This is a genomic window from Lysobacter sp. Root690, from assembly GCF_001427785.1.
Taxonomy (GTDB): Bacteria; Pseudomonadota; Gammaproteobacteria; order Xanthomonadales; family Xanthomonadaceae; genus Lysobacter.
In genome coordinates this window covers 600155-616912 of sequence record NZ_LMHM01000016.1, presented here as the reverse complement: position 1 = coordinate 616912, position 16758 = coordinate 600155, and the positions used below count along the sequence as shown (strand labels likewise).

Annotated in this window: 8 protein-coding genes; 1 reads left to right on the top strand and 7 read right to left on the bottom strand. The window is 66.7% G+C overall.

Annotated features, from left to right (window positions below; genetic code table 11):
- Positions 1-215: hypothetical protein (locus tag ASD86_RS28005; RefSeq protein WP_235567825.1), on the top strand; the 215-nt coding region annotated here is incomplete at its 5' end.
- 561 nt (positions 216-776) lie between these two features.
- On the opposite strand, the gene ASD86_RS19700 is transcribed toward ASD86_RS28005, so the two are convergent.
- From ASD86_RS19700 to ASD86_RS19670, 7 genes are all read right to left on the bottom strand, one after another.
- Positions 777-3059, bottom strand: a complete 2283-nt coding sequence (locus ASD86_RS19700; RefSeq protein ID WP_200957273.1) for an isoamylase — start codon at positions 3057-3059, stop codon at positions 777-779.
- Positions 3060-3267: 208 nt separating this feature from the next.
- Positions 3268-3933 (bottom strand): class I SAM-dependent methyltransferase, encoded by a 666-nt coding sequence (locus tag ASD86_RS19695; RefSeq protein WP_162253705.1) that lies wholly within the window; start codon positions 3931-3933, stop codon positions 3268-3270.
- Positions 3930-6692 carry a glycosyltransferase gene (locus ASD86_RS19690; RefSeq protein WP_056114586.1) on the bottom strand — a complete coding sequence of 921 codons (2763 nt, stop codon included), beginning with the start codon at positions 6690-6692 and terminating at the stop codon, positions 3930-3932. Before ASD86_RS19690 ends, ASD86_RS19695 begins: the two co-directional genes overlap by 4 nt.
- Positions 6693-6694: 2 nt before the next feature.
- Entirely contained in the window at positions 6695-9913 is a 3219-nt protein-coding gene (locus ASD86_RS27315) for a hypothetical protein (protein WP_056114583.1), read from the bottom strand.
- A gap of 3 nt (positions 9914-9916) precedes the next feature.
- Positions 9917-12055: an ATP-binding protein gene (locus tag ASD86_RS19680; RefSeq protein ID WP_056114580.1), complete on the bottom strand. Its 2139-nt coding sequence runs from the start codon at positions 12053-12055 to the stop codon at positions 9917-9919.
- Positions 12052-13923 carry a hypothetical protein gene (locus tag ASD86_RS26975; RefSeq protein ID WP_157476885.1) on the bottom strand — a complete coding sequence of 624 codons (1872 nt, stop codon included), beginning with the start codon at positions 13921-13923 and terminating at the stop codon, positions 12052-12054. Before ASD86_RS26975 ends, ASD86_RS19680 begins: the two co-directional genes overlap by 4 nt.
- Positions 13924-14230: 307 nt before the next feature.
- A complete protein-coding gene (locus ASD86_RS19670) occupies positions 14231-16723 on the bottom strand; it encodes a vWA domain-containing protein (RefSeq protein ID WP_056114574.1) in 2493 nt (830 codons plus the stop codon).
- Positions 16724-16758 lie beyond the last annotated feature (35 nt).

The following is a 16758-nucleotide window of genomic DNA, read 5'->3' as shown; positions in this document are numbered from 1 at the left end:
CGGCCGAGTTACTTTCTTTTGTCAAAAGCGACAAAAGAAAGGTAACCAAAGAAAAACGCTTTTATTTGAATCAAGAGCCCGCAAGATCGGTGCCGACGCGGGCACGCGCCACACGGGACATCCATGTCCCGGTGGCGCGCGACGCGCATCCATGCCCGTCGCCCTACGGGTGTCCTTTTGCTAACGCGAGTCAGCCGCGTCGCAGCGCTGGATGAACTGCGCGGCCTCGGGCCCGAGCAAAAGTCGCTTGGCCTCCATGTAGGAGCGGCGTCCTACCGGATTTCCTTCGGTCACAAGTCGCGACCGCGAACCCACGGCCACGACGCCAACCGCATCACCTTCGAATCGCACAGATCAACGACCTCACCCCACCGTCGCCTTCGCCGCCTCCTCGATCAACCCGGACACATCACGTGGATGCGACGCCAACGACACCTCGGCGCAGCCGAATGTCCAGAAGCTTCAGCGCCATCTCTCCAGACGTCATTCCCGCGAAGGCGGGAATCCAGTGCCTTTCGTGCGAGAACGCTTGAAGTCACTGGATTCCCGCCTTCGCGGGAATGACGAATTGAGGTGTCACGCTGAAGTTCTGCACGATTCCTCGGTCTATGTTTCAGCCTTCCAACTCTCAGCTCCGAATTCCGAATTCCGAATTCAGAATTCCAAATCCCAAATCCCAAATCCCAAATCCCAAATCCANNCCAAATCCCAAATCCCAAATCCCAAATCCCAAATCCCAAATCCCAAATCCCAAATCCCAAATCAAAAATCCCCCCTCACTTAGCAACCAACACCAACACCGACCGCCCCTGCATCGCATACGTCGTATTCTCCCCGCCGATCAACGTCTCGCTCCCCGGCAAGGCCACCGTGTTCGGCCCCTCGTTCCAGGTCGCCGTATCCGTCACCCGATACCATTGCTTGCCGGTCCCCGCCCACGGCAGGACGAAATTCACCGGGCCGGACCAGCCGTTGTAGGCGACATAGATCGCGCTCGCGCTGTCGCCGAACTCGCTGCCGTCGATGCGCCACGCCAGCGCATGGTTGTCGCTGCCGTTGAAGTACGCGCTGTCGGCCTGGGCGCCGTCGGGCTTGAACCAACGCAGCTGCTCCATGACGTTGCCGTTGTTGTCCACACCGGAATAGAAACCGATCGGACGCAACGCTGGATGCGCCTTGCGGAACGCGATCATGCGCTTGGTGTAGGTCTCGTGGTCGGCCTCGAGGCTGCTGCGCGTCCAGTACAGCCAGTTCGCCGCCGAATCCAGGTTGTAGGTGTTGTTGTTGCCGAACTGGGTGCGCAGCGCTTCGTCGCCACCGGTCATCATCGGCACGCCGGCGCTGAGCAGCACGAAGGCCAGGCCGGTGCGTGCGGCCTTGCGTTGTTCGGCGACCACGCCGCCCTGGTTCCAACTGATGTTGTGGTCTTCGCCGCCGTCGGACGGGCCGTACGGCCAGGGCTGATTGTTCTGCTTGCTGTCATAGGCGTACAGATCGTTCAAGGTGAAGCCGTCGTGGGCGACCATGAAGTTGATCGAATGCCAGGGCTTGCGGCCGTCGTCGCCGTACAGATCGCTGGAACCGGAAAAACGCGAGGCCAATGTGCCGGGTGTGACCACTTCGACCCCGAGCTTGTTCTGCTTCTTGCGCAGCGCGTCGCGGTACAGGCCGTTCCATTCCGCCCAACCGGCCGGGAAGTTGCCGACCTGATACGAATTGCCGCCGATCGCCCACGGCTCGGCGATCAGGTCGATGCCGGCGCCGCCGCCGGCCGCGCGCGGCGGCAGTTCGGCGCTGATGCGGTTTAGCGCGTTGCCGCTGTCGGTCTTGTCGAAGTTGAAGCAGCCATGCTGGCAGCTGTTGCCCAGCACCGAGGCCAGATCGAAACGGAAGCCGTCCACGCCGAGTGTATCGCGCCAGTAGGCCAGCGAATCGACGATCAGATTCTGCGCGATCGGATGACGGGTGTTGTAGTTGCCGCCGACGCCGGTGTTGTCCCACGGGTACTGGAAATCGCTACTGAGCGAGTAATAAGCCGGATTGTCGAGGCCGCGGAACGACAGCAGGTTGTACACGGTCAGGCCGTCGGTGCCGCCCCAGGCGCCGCCTTCGCCGGTGTGGTTGTAGACCACGTCGATATAGACCTTGATGCCGGCGTCGTGGAACGCCTTGACCATCGCCTTCCATTCGCGGGTCGGGCCGCCGGCGCTCTTGTCGAAGGCGTAGCGGCGATCGGGGGCGAAATAGTTCAGGGTCATGTAGCCCCAGTAGTTGTCGTCCGTGGTCGAATTCGGATCGACATCGTTCTGGTCGTTCTGGGTTTCCTGCACCGGCAGGAATTCCACTGCGGTGACGCCGAGCGCGGCCAGCGCCGCGGCCTTGCGCGCGGCGCCCTGGTAGGTGCCGCGTTCGGCCGCGGGCACGCTGGCGTCGTTGCGGGTCAGGCCGCGCACGTGCACTTCGTAGATCACCTCGTCCTTGAGCGCGCGCGTGGGCTTGCTGCCGATCGACGTGGTGTCGGCCAACAGCGCCACGCCCTTGCTCGCGCAGGCGCCGCTGTCCTTGTTGCGATGGGTCGCGCCGCTGGCGTAGATCGTGCCATCGGTGCAGGCGGCGGTGTTCGGATCCTGGCTGATCTCGCGCGCATACGGATCGAGCAGCAGCTTGTTCGGGTTGAAACGATTGCCGGCGCTGTCGACATCGCTAACGAAACCGCTGCCGCTACCCTTGGTCCAGGCCGCGTTGTACGGCCAGTTAGGGCCCCAGGCGCGATAGCCGTAATAGACCGTGCCGGTGATGCCGTAGCTGTTCTTGATCGTCGTCACCGCGACCGACTTCGACCACACCTGGCTGGCGGCGTCCTTGGTCAACACCAGCTTGGCGACTTCCTGCGCGCCCGAGGGCGTCTTGTACAGCCACACTTCGATCCGGGTGGCGCGCGAGGAATACACGCGGAAGTTGAGATTGGCCTGGCCCGCGTCGTATCGCGCGCCGAGTTGCTGGCTGTCGATCGCGGCCCGCGCCGCGCCTGTGTGCAGCCCAAGGAGCGATGCAAGCATCCATCCGGCGGCCATGATCCATGCTTGCATCCATGTGTGCTTGGCAGTGTGCATCGCGCTGAGTTCCGCTACGCGCCCGGCATGGCGCGCGGTCGACTGTACGGCGTAGCCGCACTGCAGCACTTGCGACTGCAATCGTATTCAATGGTCGATTGCGTGATCGATGGCAGCGTTGCGCCATGCGCTAGCGCGCGGGCCGTCGCGGCTATCAGCGCGGCGGCCGGTCCCAACCGATCTGTTCGATCCTTCCGTCGAAGCCCTGCCGCACCGGCATGGGGAAGAACGCCGCGAGCCGCTCGATATCGCCGGCATCGTGGCGCAGCGCCGGCAACTGCGCGCGCCGCGCCGGCACGATCACCGACAGGTTGTAGCCATAGGTCTTGAGCCGCGCGTCGCGGCAGTCGATGCCGGCAACGATCAGGTTGTACAGCAGCAATCCGGCGTTCCACAAGGTCAGGTGCCCGCCGACGATGCGCGGCCGCGCCGGCGGCACGGTGATCGCGAGAAACCCGTCGGGCTTGGCGAAGTGCAGCAGCCGTTGCAGGAAGCGGCCGACGTTGGGCTGGTGCTCCAGCGCGTGCGAGCACCACACCACATCGAAACGCTGCTCGCTGGTGTAGTCGTCGAAATCGCCGACGAAGTCCGGGACGAAGCCGGCATAGGCTTCGAACGAGATCGTGGTGACCTGTTTGCCGTGGGCGCACAGGTGCTCGGCCTGACGGCCGTTGCCGCAGCCGACATCGAGCACGCTGTCGAAGCTGTAGTCGCGCAGCAGCAACGACAGGGCCTGGTCGCCCAGCCATGGCGGCGCCGGCGATTTTGCAACGACGCGCGGCAACCGTCTGGCGCGGGCGGGGCGGGCCAGCGATTTCATGCGACCGCCCGCTGTTTGTCTTCGGCCTGGCCCTGCGCCAGTTCCGCGGCCAGGCGCAAGTTCGCGTCCAGCCACGCACGCATGCCGAACTCGGGGCATTGCGGCGGCATCTGCTGGCGACGTTGCTGCCAGATGTCGCGTTGCCCGAGGACCTCATCGATCGCCTGCGCCATCGCCACCACGTCTTCGACCAGTCGGCCGCGTTCGCCGTCGCCGAGCCATTGCGGCGCCCAGCCCACATGCGGCGCGATCACCGGCACGCCGGCACGCAGCGCGTCGAACAGCGGCCACGGACTGCAATCGGTGCGGCCGTTGACGACGACCGCGTCCAGACGCGCGATCCATTCCGCGCAGCGCGTCAGGGGATGCCGCGACACCGGCCATAGCGCGCACTCGATGCCGGCGCGTTTGAGTTCGCGCGCGGCCGTATCGAGGCGCTCGCCGACCAGCACCACCCGCCGCGGCTGGCGCGCGAGTTTCACCGCGGCGATGAATTCGCTCAGCCCGCTGGGGTCGTTATCCGATGTCGCATCGGGCGACCACTTGCCGGGCCGTCCGACCCAGCCGATTTGGGCTGGCCCATCGCGATTGATCGACAACGGCGCGCCATCGCCCCAGCCGACCGGCTGCATGCGCCAGCGTCGCCGCGACAGATCGACGCCGGCGTCGGCGAGCACGCGCTGTTGATCGGGATGCGCGAGCATCAGGCCGCCGCAGCGCGCGACATCGGCGCGAACGCCGCCGGAGCGGTACAACTCCGCGTCGCCCAGATCGTGCAACTGCACCAGGCTGCGCATCGGATCGGGCGCGCGGCCGGCTTCGCTGGCGCGCAGGAAGATCCATGCATCGGCCTGGGGCAGAGGCCGTTCGCTCGCCGCGACTCGATACCCCGGCAGCGGTGTTGAGGCCAGCGCCTGTTTCCAATGTTCGAACAGCCAGCCTTTGTGTTCGGCCACGACGTTCACCACTGGCGGCGCGGGCGGCTGTGGTTTGGCCGCGCGGGTCACGATAGCGCGCGGCGGCGGCCGCACGATCACCGAGCCGGTGCGCGGCATTGGCCGCTCGCGCAGCGCCAGTTCCAGCAGGCCGGCGACGCGTTGCGGCTCGGCGGCTTCGGCCAGACTGACCTGATGCGCGATCAGATGCCACGCATAGGCGCGGCGACAGGCGCGCGCCTGTGGGTCGTCGACGCTGGCCTGCAACTGCGACCAATCGCGCGGCGCTTCGGTCAGGAACGGCTGGTTCAGAAGCGCTTCGCTCAGAAGCGGCGGCTTCGCGCCGTGGCTGGGCCACACATTGCGGCCCAGCACGATCGCCGGCACGTCCCACAACAAGCCATCGTGGGCGACATTGCTGTTGAGGGTGAGAATGCCGCGGCAGGCGCCGCTGCGCAGCATCTCGTGGATATTGCCGCGGGTCTGCGGCCACAGCAGATCCTGCCGGCGACGCAGCTGCAGACGCAGATGCCGGTTGCCGGTGCGCGCATCGGCCGGATGCTGTTTGAAGATCACCGGCCACGGCGGGTCCATGCGCGAGACGTGATCGATCAAGGCCTGCATCGTGCGCAAACGCGCCGGCGCATGGCGGACGATGTTGGTATCGGACTCGATCTGCAGCGGCACCAGCAGGAACTGCGCGGGCAGGTTGCTCGCGGCCGGGCCGCTGGCCTGCATGTACTGGTAGTAGCCGCTGAACGCGGTCGACTTGATCGCTTCCAGGCGATGCTCGAGTTCGGCATCGCGTTCTGGGTCAAGCGGCTGGCCGTCCCATGCGAACGGCGCGGCATGCGAGTCGGCGTTGATGCCGCGCGGACTGATCTGGTAATCCCAGCGCGGCAACCAACCGTGTTCGCAGTACAGGGTCGGTCCGGCGGTGCTGTAGCCGCGCCCGTTCCAGACGATCGACAGCACGCGCGGATTGCGCGCGCTGGCGCGCGGATCGCGCACGACGCTGTGGCCCAGTTCGGCGGCCGAGCGGGCGAGGGTGTCGAGCAGATCGCCGACCAGACCGGCGGAACGTTTTTCGATCGCGACTTTCATGGTGGGACTCCGGGCCTGCGCGATGCGGGCGGGTGCGGGAAGGGCGACAGGTTCGGTCGAAACGGGAGCGCGCATCGTCGCCGCGGGGCGTTCGTACCAGCGCGCGTGGTCGATACAACCGCGTGGCAACGCGGTCAGGCGGCTGACCGAACTGAGATTGATCAACTCGACGCCGCCTCGCCGCAGTGCCGTTGCCAGGCGGCCGTACTGCGTATCGATTTCCTTCAAGCGGCCGGCCAGCGAATGCCGCCCGGTGATGGCGAAGAAATGATCGTCGGTGAAATCCACCCCGATCAATCCAATCCGGCGCGCGCCCATCAACGCCGCCAGGCGCACCGCCACATACGGCGAGTTCTGGCTGTAGTGCAGTGAGCCGTCGACTTCGGTATCGACGCCGCCGTACTGGCCCAGACGAAAACGCACCACAGGCGGCCGCACCGCGCCGAGTTCGAGTTGAGTGAACAGGACTTGCGCATTGGACCGCTCGACGAAGGCGTAGCGATCGCCCTTGAACTGCTGGCGCGGGTTGAGCACCACCAAATAGGTTGGGTCGAACAAGCGGCCGACGTCGTTGACGCCGATGGTCAGCAGGTCGTGCGGACGCGGCAGTTCCAGCAGCGACGGGCCGCAGCCGCAGACCACGATGTCGGCGCCGCGCAGAGTGTCGCGGTAGTCGCGCAAGGCGGGGAGCGGACGGGAAGACGGCAGGGTCGCGTCCATGGTCACAGCTCGGAAATGTTCATCGACGGATCGATCGCCCAGGAGCGCTTGATCCGGCGCACGTGATTGCGCAGCTGGGTTTCGGCCATGTCCGGATGGCCGGCGTCGAGGTGCTGCTGGATCGCGCTGTTCTCGCGGCTGTTGCCGATGAAAAGGTTCTTGGTATAGCCGAAGAAGTTGCCATAGCGCCGGGACGCGGCGTCGACGATCGCGGCCTGGTTGAGCGGCGAGTTGACCGGGGTGCGCGCTTCGCCGATCGAGGCGCGCTGTTCCAGCAGCATCTTGCCCTCGGACCATTTCTTGCCGACCAGGAACGAAGCGTAGTGAGCGGACATGTCGAACGAGGACACGATGTGGCGGCGCGCGAGGCCTTTGCGCAGGTTGATCATCTCCTTGTCGGCATTGCGGCGCAGGTCGGTCTTCTTCGTGTGCTGGGCGGCGACCTTGCGTTTGTGCTCGACCGAGAAGGTCGAACGCGGCAGCGAGAACTTCTTGATCGGCTCGTCCTTGGCGCCCCAGGTGGTCAGGGTGCCGGAGATGTGCGCGCTCATCGTGCCGAGCTTGCTGTCCAGGTCGCCCATCAGCTTGTCGGCCTCGTTGGCCGACTTGCCGGCCGCGGCGGCCTTGTTGTTGTCGTCGAACACCGCGAGCTGTTTCTGCAGGCTTTCGATGGCCTTTTCGTGGCTCTTGGTGGTGCCGATCGGTCCTTTGCGCTTGGCCGCGGTGACGCTGCGCGCGTCGGCGGCGCGATCGAGGAAGGTCGAGGGTTTTTCCGGGGTCGAGCGCAGCACCAGGCGGGCGCCGCCGCCGCTGCCCTCGAAGGTCAGGGTGTGCTGTTCGCCGCCGCCGCTGACCGGTTTTTTCTTCTTCCACCAGTTCAGCACCTTCATCACCCCGGCCTTGATCGCGCCGAGGAACTTCTTGATGTAGGCGACCGCCTTCTTGATCACCTTGTCGATCGCCTGATCGACCTTGGCCTGAACCTTGAGGATGAAGCCCTTGATCTTGGCGCTGATGCCACCCAGGCCGATCAATGCGGCCAGGAAGCCGATCAGAATCGGCACCGCGTTACCCAGCGCCTGTTCGACCTTGCTGATCGCGCCGCCGATCGAACCGGTGGCGATGGCGTGGATCGAGTTGATCACCGACTCGACGAATTCCATGATCTGCGCGGCGCGTTCGATCACGAACATCACCACGTTGATGATCATCATGATCGCCTGGATGATCGCCCCGGCCGGGTTGAACATCGACACGACCTTGGCCACGGCCTTCTGCACGATGGTGGTGACGATCCAGTCCTGGATCGCGCCGATCACCATCTCCTTCAGGTTCGACAGGTCGCCCTTGATTTGTTCCCACAGCGCGGCCGGGCCGCCGCCGATCAGGGTCTGCAGGTAGCCGACCAGTTTTTCGATAATCGTCACCGCGGTCGGGCCGAGCAGTTTCACCGCCTTGGCGCGCATGCGGTCGTAGGTGATGCCGAGCACGCCGAGCACCAGCTTGAGGATCGAGACCAGCGACAGGTCGCCGGGGATCTCGATGCCGGCGCTGGCGAGCGCGCCGAACAGCCACTTCATGAAGCCTTTCTTGAGGTGGTCCCAGATTCTGCCGGCGAACGCCGCGAAGCCGCCCTTGACCGCGGCGATCAGGTTGGACAGGAAGCCGCCGGGGTTGTCGAGGATCAGGTCGATGGTTTCCTGGCCCTTGCGCAGGATGCCCATCAGCTTGTCCTTGAATTCCATCAAGGCCTTGGCGACTTCGGCGATCTTTTCCTTGGCCTGGGTGACCAGGCCCTTGTTCGCGTCCTGGATCGCCTTGAGCGCTTCGTCGGCCTTGTCGAAGGCTTCCTTGTACTTCTGCGCGAGGCCTTCGGCGAGCTGTTGTTTCTTGTCTTCGATACCCGACTTGAGCTCGCCGAACTTGTCGGCGTACTCGGCGGTGAGCTGCGCGCCGCGCGCGCGCACCGCCGGCGACAGCGCGGCCTGGGCGGCGGCGATCTTGCCCTGGGCCTGGGCGACGTCGTTCTTGGCCGCGGCCAGTTCGCGTTCGACCAGATTGGCGACCTTGACCGCCAATGCGTCCATCGCCGAGGTGAACAGCTTGCGCCCGGCCTCGTAGAAGCGGTTGACCTCCGGCGGCAGGTCGAGGATCTGGTCCTTGATCCACAGCAGCGAGCCGCCGGGCATCAGCAGATAGCGCTCGAGCTTGTACTTGAACAGCGCGTCCTCGACATAGCTCTTCATGCTGTTCAAGGCCGCGTCGGTGCCTTGATCGAACAGGGTGTTGACCGTGGTGTCCAGCGTCTCCAGGCGTTTGTCGACCGTGGCCTTGGCGGTGTTGAAGGTGGCGACGACGAAGTTGGTGAACTTGCTCAGTTCCAGTTCTTCGCGCGCCTTTTGTTGTTCCTGCTTGGACGCGACCTTGGTCTTGCTGCCGCCCTTGGTCGCCAGCAGGCTGCTCACGCCCTTGCCGGCGACGCCCTTGGCCTGCGCGCCGGCCTTGCCGAGCGTCGCCGCTTCCTTGCCGCGGTATTGCCCCGGGCCGGCGTCGGCCTGTTTGTGCACGGCTTTTTCCGCGCTCATCACCGCCGAGAAACGCGGGTCGTTGGCGTTGGTCAGGCGGGTTTCGGTCTGCTTGGTCGACTTCTTGGCGTCGGCGACCTCGATCTTGCTGTCTTCCAGCGAAATTTCCGCGGCCGGTTTGGGCGCGGGCATGGCCGCGGCGGCGTCGACCTGCGGCGCGGGCGCGCCGGGTTCGGGCGGAATCGGCGTGACCGGTTTGGCGGCGACCCCGGCTTCCGACGGCGCGGCGCTCGAGTTCTGCTTGAGGTCGCCGGTCGCAGCCTGTTTCTGATTGCCGACTTCGCCCTTGAGCGAGCCCTTGATGTCGTTGCCCGCGCCTCCCTTCATGAATTTCTCGGTGTCGCCCAATGTCTTGGGCATCACCTTTTCGATTTCCGCGCGCAGCATCGACAGGAAGCTGGCGGTCTGCGGCTTGGGCGTGTCGCTTTGTTCGAGCTTGTCGACCTGCTTGGCGCGCGCGCCGGCGGCTTTTTCGTTGGCCGGGCCCTTGGCGGCCTTGGCCGATTCGTCCGACTTGCGCGCCGGCGGCGGGTGTTGCTTGAGTTTGCGGGTGTCGGCCTCAAGCTTGGACACCACGCGTTTATAGCGCGGATCGGAGCGCGGATCGGCTCGCTTGGCGATGCGCGCGACGGCCATGGATCAGGCGCCCGAAGTCGAGGATGTGATCGAGCGTGCGGCCGAGCGCGGCTCGCGTTCGCTCACGCGCATCGGGCAGTTGCCGCCGATCTTGCGGTACTCGCGCGCCAGCGCGGCCTGCAGGTGCGCGGTGCCGAGCGGCCCGCCGCTGCGCAGGGCGAGCAGGCGCGCATGCACGACCACGTTGCGCCACTGTCCGCCGCTGAGCGCGCAGCGGCTGGCCGCGTCCTGCAGCCAGGTCTCGTCGCAGTCGCAGTCGCCCAGGTGCAGGCGCACGATTTCGTAGCGCCGCCACGCGTCGGGCGCGCGGAAGTTGATCACCACGTCCATGCGCCGAGCGAAGGCGCGGTCGATACGGTCGGCGGCGTTGCTGGTGACCACCAGGATGCCTTCGAACGATTCGATCCGCTGCAGCAGGAAATTGGTTTCCAGGTTGGCGTAGCGGTCGTGCGAGGAGCCGACGTCGGTGCGGTTGGCCATCAATGCGTCGCCTTCGTCGAGCAGCAGCACCACGTCGAGTTCCTCGGCGGCGCTGAGCGCGCGGTCGAGGTTCTTCTCGGTTTCGCCGAGGTATTTGTTGACCGCCGAAGCCAGATCGATGCGGTACACGTCCTTGCCCAATTCGACCGCGAGCATGCGCGCGGCCAGGGTCTTGCCGGTGCCGCTGGGGCCGGCGAACAAAGCGCGCACGCCGACCCCGCCCAGCGCGACCGTAGCCGAGGCGCCGGCCAGCGGTTCGCGCCATTGGCAGCGGGTGACTAGCGCGTCGATCTCGTCGCGGGTGAGGTCGTCGACGATCAGTTCGCTCAGCGAGCCCTCAGCGGGCAGGCGAGTCGCAAGCGTGTCCAGGCGCGCGGTCGGCAAGCCGCGGCAGGCGCGGCGCAAGTCCTCGCGCTGCGGTTGCTCGCGTTGCGCAAGTCGCGCGAAAGCGCCCGAGCTGGCCGCGACCTGACGCAGGTGGCCGCTCGACAAGCGCCGCCATCCGGCCAGTTCGCTTAAGCTTTGCGCCGACGCCTGCGGCAGACATGCGCGCCAATGCGCCAGCCGCTGATCCGGGCCGGGCAGCGGCAGTTCCACATCCAGAACCGGCCGATTACCGGCGCAGGACCACGCGCCCTGGCGGTTGGTGACCACCAGCAAGGGCGCGTCGATCAGAGGCAAGGCCGCAAGTTGCCGGGTTTCACCGGGCACCGAATCGGCTTCGATCGCCGGTACCGCGTCCAGCATCGCCGCGAGCACGCCGAACAAACGCCAGCGGCTTTCGTCTTCGAACACGCTGGCGTCGGCCCACAGCAGATCCTTGCCGAGCGCGTGCGCGAGCACGCCGGCCAGGGTCTTGCGGCCGTTGCGGAGCGCGCCGCGGATCAGCAGGGTTGGCGCCGCCGCTTCGCTGCGCAGCGCCTGCAACAGCAGTTCGCAGTGCAGGTCGTCGTTGGGCGCGATGTAATCGAGCAGCCGCGGCAACTGCGCGCGCGGCTGGTGCCGCAGCCAGCGGGTGGCGGTGAGTTCGCCGCGTAGTCCGTCCCACACGGCCAGTTGCACCGTCGGCGTCCAGTCCGGCCGCGGCGCGTCGTGGTTGGGCAATTGCAGCAGTCCCAGTTCGATCAGTTTGTGCAGCGAACGCCGCACCGGATCGACGCTGTCGCCGCCGTCATGGTCGCGCCACCAGGCCATCAACAGGCCGAAGCTGGGGCGGCCGTCGCGGCGCAGGCCCGAATCGAATTCGCCGTGCCGGTCCTGTGCCCGCCCGCGCTGGCCATGTTCGAACACGGCGCCGAAACGCGGGTCCTCCTCGATCAGCCCGATCGCGAGCAGCAGTTCCAGCTCCAGCCGGCTCAGGCCGGCGCGTTGCAATGCGAGCAACGGCAAGCTTGCCTGCTTGTCGCGCGCCGCTTGCTCCCAGACGTCCAGCGCCGCGCGCCAGTGCAGCGCGGGCGCGTCGAAGTGGCCCAGCGCGCTTTCGATTTCCTCGGCATAGTCGGCCAGGAACGGGTGCAGTTGTATCGCCGCATCGACGTCCTCGGCGCAGGCCTCGATCAAGCTTGCGATCACCGCGTACGAGGCGAGCTTGAGGTGTTGGTCGGCGCGATAGGGACAATCGGCGAAAACATCGGCGGTGGTCGCGGTGGGCAGGGCGTTCATGCGCGGTCTCCAACGCGGTCGGCGCGGTCGGAACTGATCGTGTCGAAACCGACGCTGTCGAAGCCGGCGGCGTCGAAATGGAAGCGGATGCTGCGTCCGGCCGCGGGAATCCAGCCCGGATCGCGATCCAGGCCGGCGATGCGCAGCGACAGCGGCAGACTCGCCAGCGACAGATGCACGTCGAGGTGGGTGAGGTCGCAGCGCACCCGCGCGCGATGGCGACAAACTTGCGCGGGAAGTTCTGCGTCGTGCGCATCCAGGCCGAGTGCGAGTGCGATGCGCGCATGCAGGTACGGCAGCAGGCGATCGAGCCAGCGTTGGGCCGTCTGGCGCGAGCGGCCGGGCGATAGCGAACGCGCCATACGTTGCAGCGTGGCGCCGCGCAGATGGTCGCGCGTCGCGCACAGGTTCGCGGCTTGAACGGCGGGCGAGAGCCCGCGGTCGCGCGGCTGGTCGAACACGACGAAACCTTGCGGGTGCCATATGCGCAGTCGGTCCGCGTCGGCGCGATAACCGAGGCGATCGATTTCGCCCCAGGGCCGCAGCCAGGCGTTGGGCATGGACGCGTCGCGGCCGGGATCGAAATCGGCGCCGGGTGATTGATGTGCGCCGCGTCCGGCCAATTTCGCCAACACGGCATCCAACGGGTCGTTGCGGAACGAAGCGCCGAACCAGGCGCGTGCGATCATCGCCAGCCAGTCCCATGGCGACAGCGCGATGCCGGGCGTGCGGGGCGAAGTGAAGTCGCCGTACAACTCAAGCGCCAGGGCGACGTTGAGCAGATACAGCAATCCGCCGAACTCGGTGTCGATGGCGTGCGCGGTGTATTCGTCGCCGACGGCCTCGGCTGGCGACGGTGTTGGCGAGTCGTCGATTTGCGTCGCGGGATCGAGGATGGGCGAGGGGATGATTCCGGTTTCGGCGGCGTCCATGTCCGTTGCGTAGACGGCAGCGGTTGGTTCGATCCTGTCTTGTGCGTCGAGGGCGCTCGCGGCTGCGGGTAGTTCTGCGTGCGTGGAGGTTGCCGGTAGATCCGTTTCCGTCGCGATTACGCGTGACTGGGCCGGCGTGTCGGGGAATCGACGAAGCGCTTTCCGATCCGGCGCAACCGGCTGATGGGTTCGGGACGACCCGGCCACGAGCGCCTCGCTTGTGTCGATGATGCGGACAGGCGCGGAAACGCCGGGTCTGATCTCGCGGATGGTGCCGATCGCGGATTCATGGCGCTCGGGCGCGGCGGGCTCGATTCCGGTGACAGCCTGTGAATCGATCCAGCGGTTCAATGTGTCGACGAATTCCCGGCTGCGCAGCCAGTTCGGATCGTGCATCGCCACCCGCGCATGCGCGAGCAGCCGTTGTGCCGGCGCAGCCAAACGTGCGCTGAGCAACTCGGGAGCCGCGGCGAGCAGGCGCGCAACGGCGCGCGGCGAGGCGGAGAGTGAATTCGAAACCTGCGCGGTGTGCGCTACGGCAGTCTTCGATGCCTTCGCTGTCGATGCGGTAGTCGCGATACCCGGGTCGGGCATTCCCGGCGCGACATCGATAGTGCGTTTGTCGAGGTCAGGCGAATGCGGTTTCCGCGTCGGATATTCCACCAAGGGCACTGCGTAGTCGCGAATCACCGCGTCCAATCCACGCGCCGCATCAGGGTCGGACAAGCGCCGCAACCACGCGACCGCGTCGTCGCGAGCGCACAGCATCGCCAGCAACGACACCACGCGTTCGCCATGGTCCAACACGTGCTCGCGCAGCCATTGTTCGGGATCGCGGCCTTCGAGCACGCCGGGCCACCACCATCGCTGCGACACCCGCCCGCGCAATGCGTCGCGGGCCAGGCAGGCGGCGAGTTCGCCGCGATCGAACCACACCGCCCCGGCGTCGACGGCCTGTTCGTCCAGCCACGGCCGGCGCGCGTTGCGGCTGTGTTCGTGCAAGGCCTGAGTCACCGTGCGCGCCAGCGTGGTACGCACGCCGCGCGTCGCGACCAAGCGCCGCACCAGCAACACGGCGCCGGCGGGCAGGCCGCGCGGCGTCCAGTCGACCGCATCGAGCGCGCGTTCCAGCCGCAGCCGGGCGAGCAGGCGATCGCGCTCAGCGCCGCGCAGCGTGACGCTGCGCAGCCTGATGCCGCCAAACTGCTTCAGATCGCGATGCGCGTCCGGCCGCATGCCGTGCTCACTTGCGCCGTAGCAGCAGGAACAACAGCAACAGCACGATCAGGATCACCCACCACCAGCGCTTCCACCACGGCGCCGGCGCGGGCGGTTCGCCGCTGTTGCCGCCGATGCTCGACAGCGGACCATCGCGCAGGGTCTGGTCGGCGAACAGGATCGTCACCTTGGGATCGTCGCCATCGTTCAGGCCGGTGACCCGGATTGAATAGTCGCCGCCCAGGCCGTGGTCGCTCGGCGGGCCGGCCACGGTGCCGGCGTCGAGCTTGACGCTGAAACCGTTCTCGAAGCCCGGGCCGACGTAATTGCCGAACTTGTCGCGCGGCGTGATCACGATGAAGGTATCGCGCCCGTCGCGTTTGACCGTGACCAGCGAGCTCTTGGCATCCGGAATCACCAGCGCCTGGCGCGCGATGTAGTCGCGGCGGCGGATCTCGCCGGTGCGCGGATCGTTCCACTCGTACTCGATGCGGACGCGGTACTGGCCGCCGACCTTGATGCCGTCGAAGCTGCCTTCATAGCGGCCGAAGCCGGCGTGCTTGAGTTCGATCGCATCGGCCAGCGGCTTGGGCTGGATCTTGTCGAGGAAGCCCTGGCTGGCGAACAACTGGCGCAAGCGCATCGCCAGCGGCGAGGCGTCGTCGGGGATCTTGCCTTCGATCGCCTGGCCGGCGCTGTCGTGCAGCAGATTGCCCAGGTTGGCGTCGGGGCGTTCGATGATCGCGCGCACCGCGCCGTCCGGCAGGTCGGTCAGCGGGCCGTGATCCCAACCGATCGTGGTCGCGATCTTGAGCACATTGCCGGTGCCGAGCTTCGCCGACTCGCGCACCTGCAGGCCCAGGCGGCTTTCCACGCCGTAGGCCGACAACTGATAGTTCATGTCGGCGGTGCCGTAGCGGCGGACCCCGACCTTCCACTCGCCCGGCGGACCGCTGCTGGGCAGATTGACCGTCACGACCCGGAAATTCGCGCCGCCGGCGGTCTGCGCGCCGGTGATCGGCTTGCCGTTGGGACCGAATAGATCGAGCCCGGCTTCGCGGCCGCGACCGTCCCAGCTGAGCACGAAGGTAGCGCGGCTCAGCGAAGGATCGAGCTTGAACGCGAACGGCGTGCTGGTCTGGTTGCCGCCGCTGAGTTGGCCGGCGGTGCGGTCCAGCAGCGACACCGTGCCGCCCTTGAGGTTGGACACCAGGTGATCGACGAAGGCCGAATCCATGCTCGGCCCGTTGTAGGCGAAGAACGGTTGGCCGGCGGTTTCCTTGGAGATTTCGTCCAGCAGCGCGCCGCTCGCGGCCGAGGCGCCTTCGCCCAGGCCGATGGTGTAGACCGGGCCGCGCGGCAGCCCCTGCGCGAGCACGCCGCCGTTGAGGGTGAGTTTCTTGTCCGCGCTCGCCGCCGCGGCGACGGTGCATTGGTCGGTGTAGGTCGTTCCCGGAGGCTGGTTGGGATACGGCTTGACCGTCGGCGACAGGGTTTCGGTTTCGCGCACGATGCAGGCCGGCGTGTTCTGTTCGCCATCGGTGAACACCACCACCGCGCTCCTGCCGAGCACGTCTTCGCCGGTGCTGAGCTTGGTTCGCGCCAACGCGATGCCGGCGCCGACCGAGGTGCCGCCGATGAAGGTGTTGTCGACCAGGGTGGCGGCGACCGGCGCCGACCACGGCGCGGGGCTGTTACCGCGCGCCTTGAAGAAGCTGCCGTCCAGCGACGTTTCCACCGCGTTGCCGCCGAACAACACCACGCCGAGGCGATCGTCCGGATGGCCTTCGGAGGATTCGGTCGACGGCGCCGGCGGCGCGCCGATCGCATCCCACACGGTCGCGAACAACTGCACCGAACTCTTCAGCCGGTCCCAGCGGATGTCGGCCTGGCCCGGAATCGTCCAGGCCATGCTCGGCGACTTGTCCAGCACCAGCACCAGATCCAGCGGCAAACGCCCGAGATAGTCGACGCCGGCGCCGGTCAGATTGGGCCGGTTGTTCGGTACCCGCACGTAGGCCAGATCGCATACCGTCTCGATAGGGGCCATGAAACTGGTGATGCGATAGCCCTTGCCGGCGCCGAAGGTGAAGCCGGTCAGTTCGATCGCGCGGTCCACGCCGGCATGCGGCTTGGGCGCGCAGTAGTTGGCGTTGAATAGACTCTGGTAGGTGACATCCAGGCGCACGCGGTTGCTGCCGCTGATCCGGGTCACCTTGATCACGTCGCCTTCGGCGGTGGCGCCGACCGCGCCGCAGGCCACGCCCGCGCACGGCGAGGCCGGCACCGGCACGGCGGTGCCTGCGACGCTGATCGAGGCCGTGCCGGTCAGCGAGGCGGCATCGAATTCGATCGAGGTGGCCGCATTCTGCGGCTCGGTCGCCGGCCCGCGCGAGGGCACGTGCAGGGTCAGCGACTGCGCCCACAACGCGGGCGATGTCAGTGCGACCGCGGCTAAGGCCAGGCCGTGCAGGACGAGCCGGCGCGGTGCGGAGTTGTAACGGATGCGAAGGCTCATGAAACTCTCCTGATTCGTGCCTGTGATTCGAACGT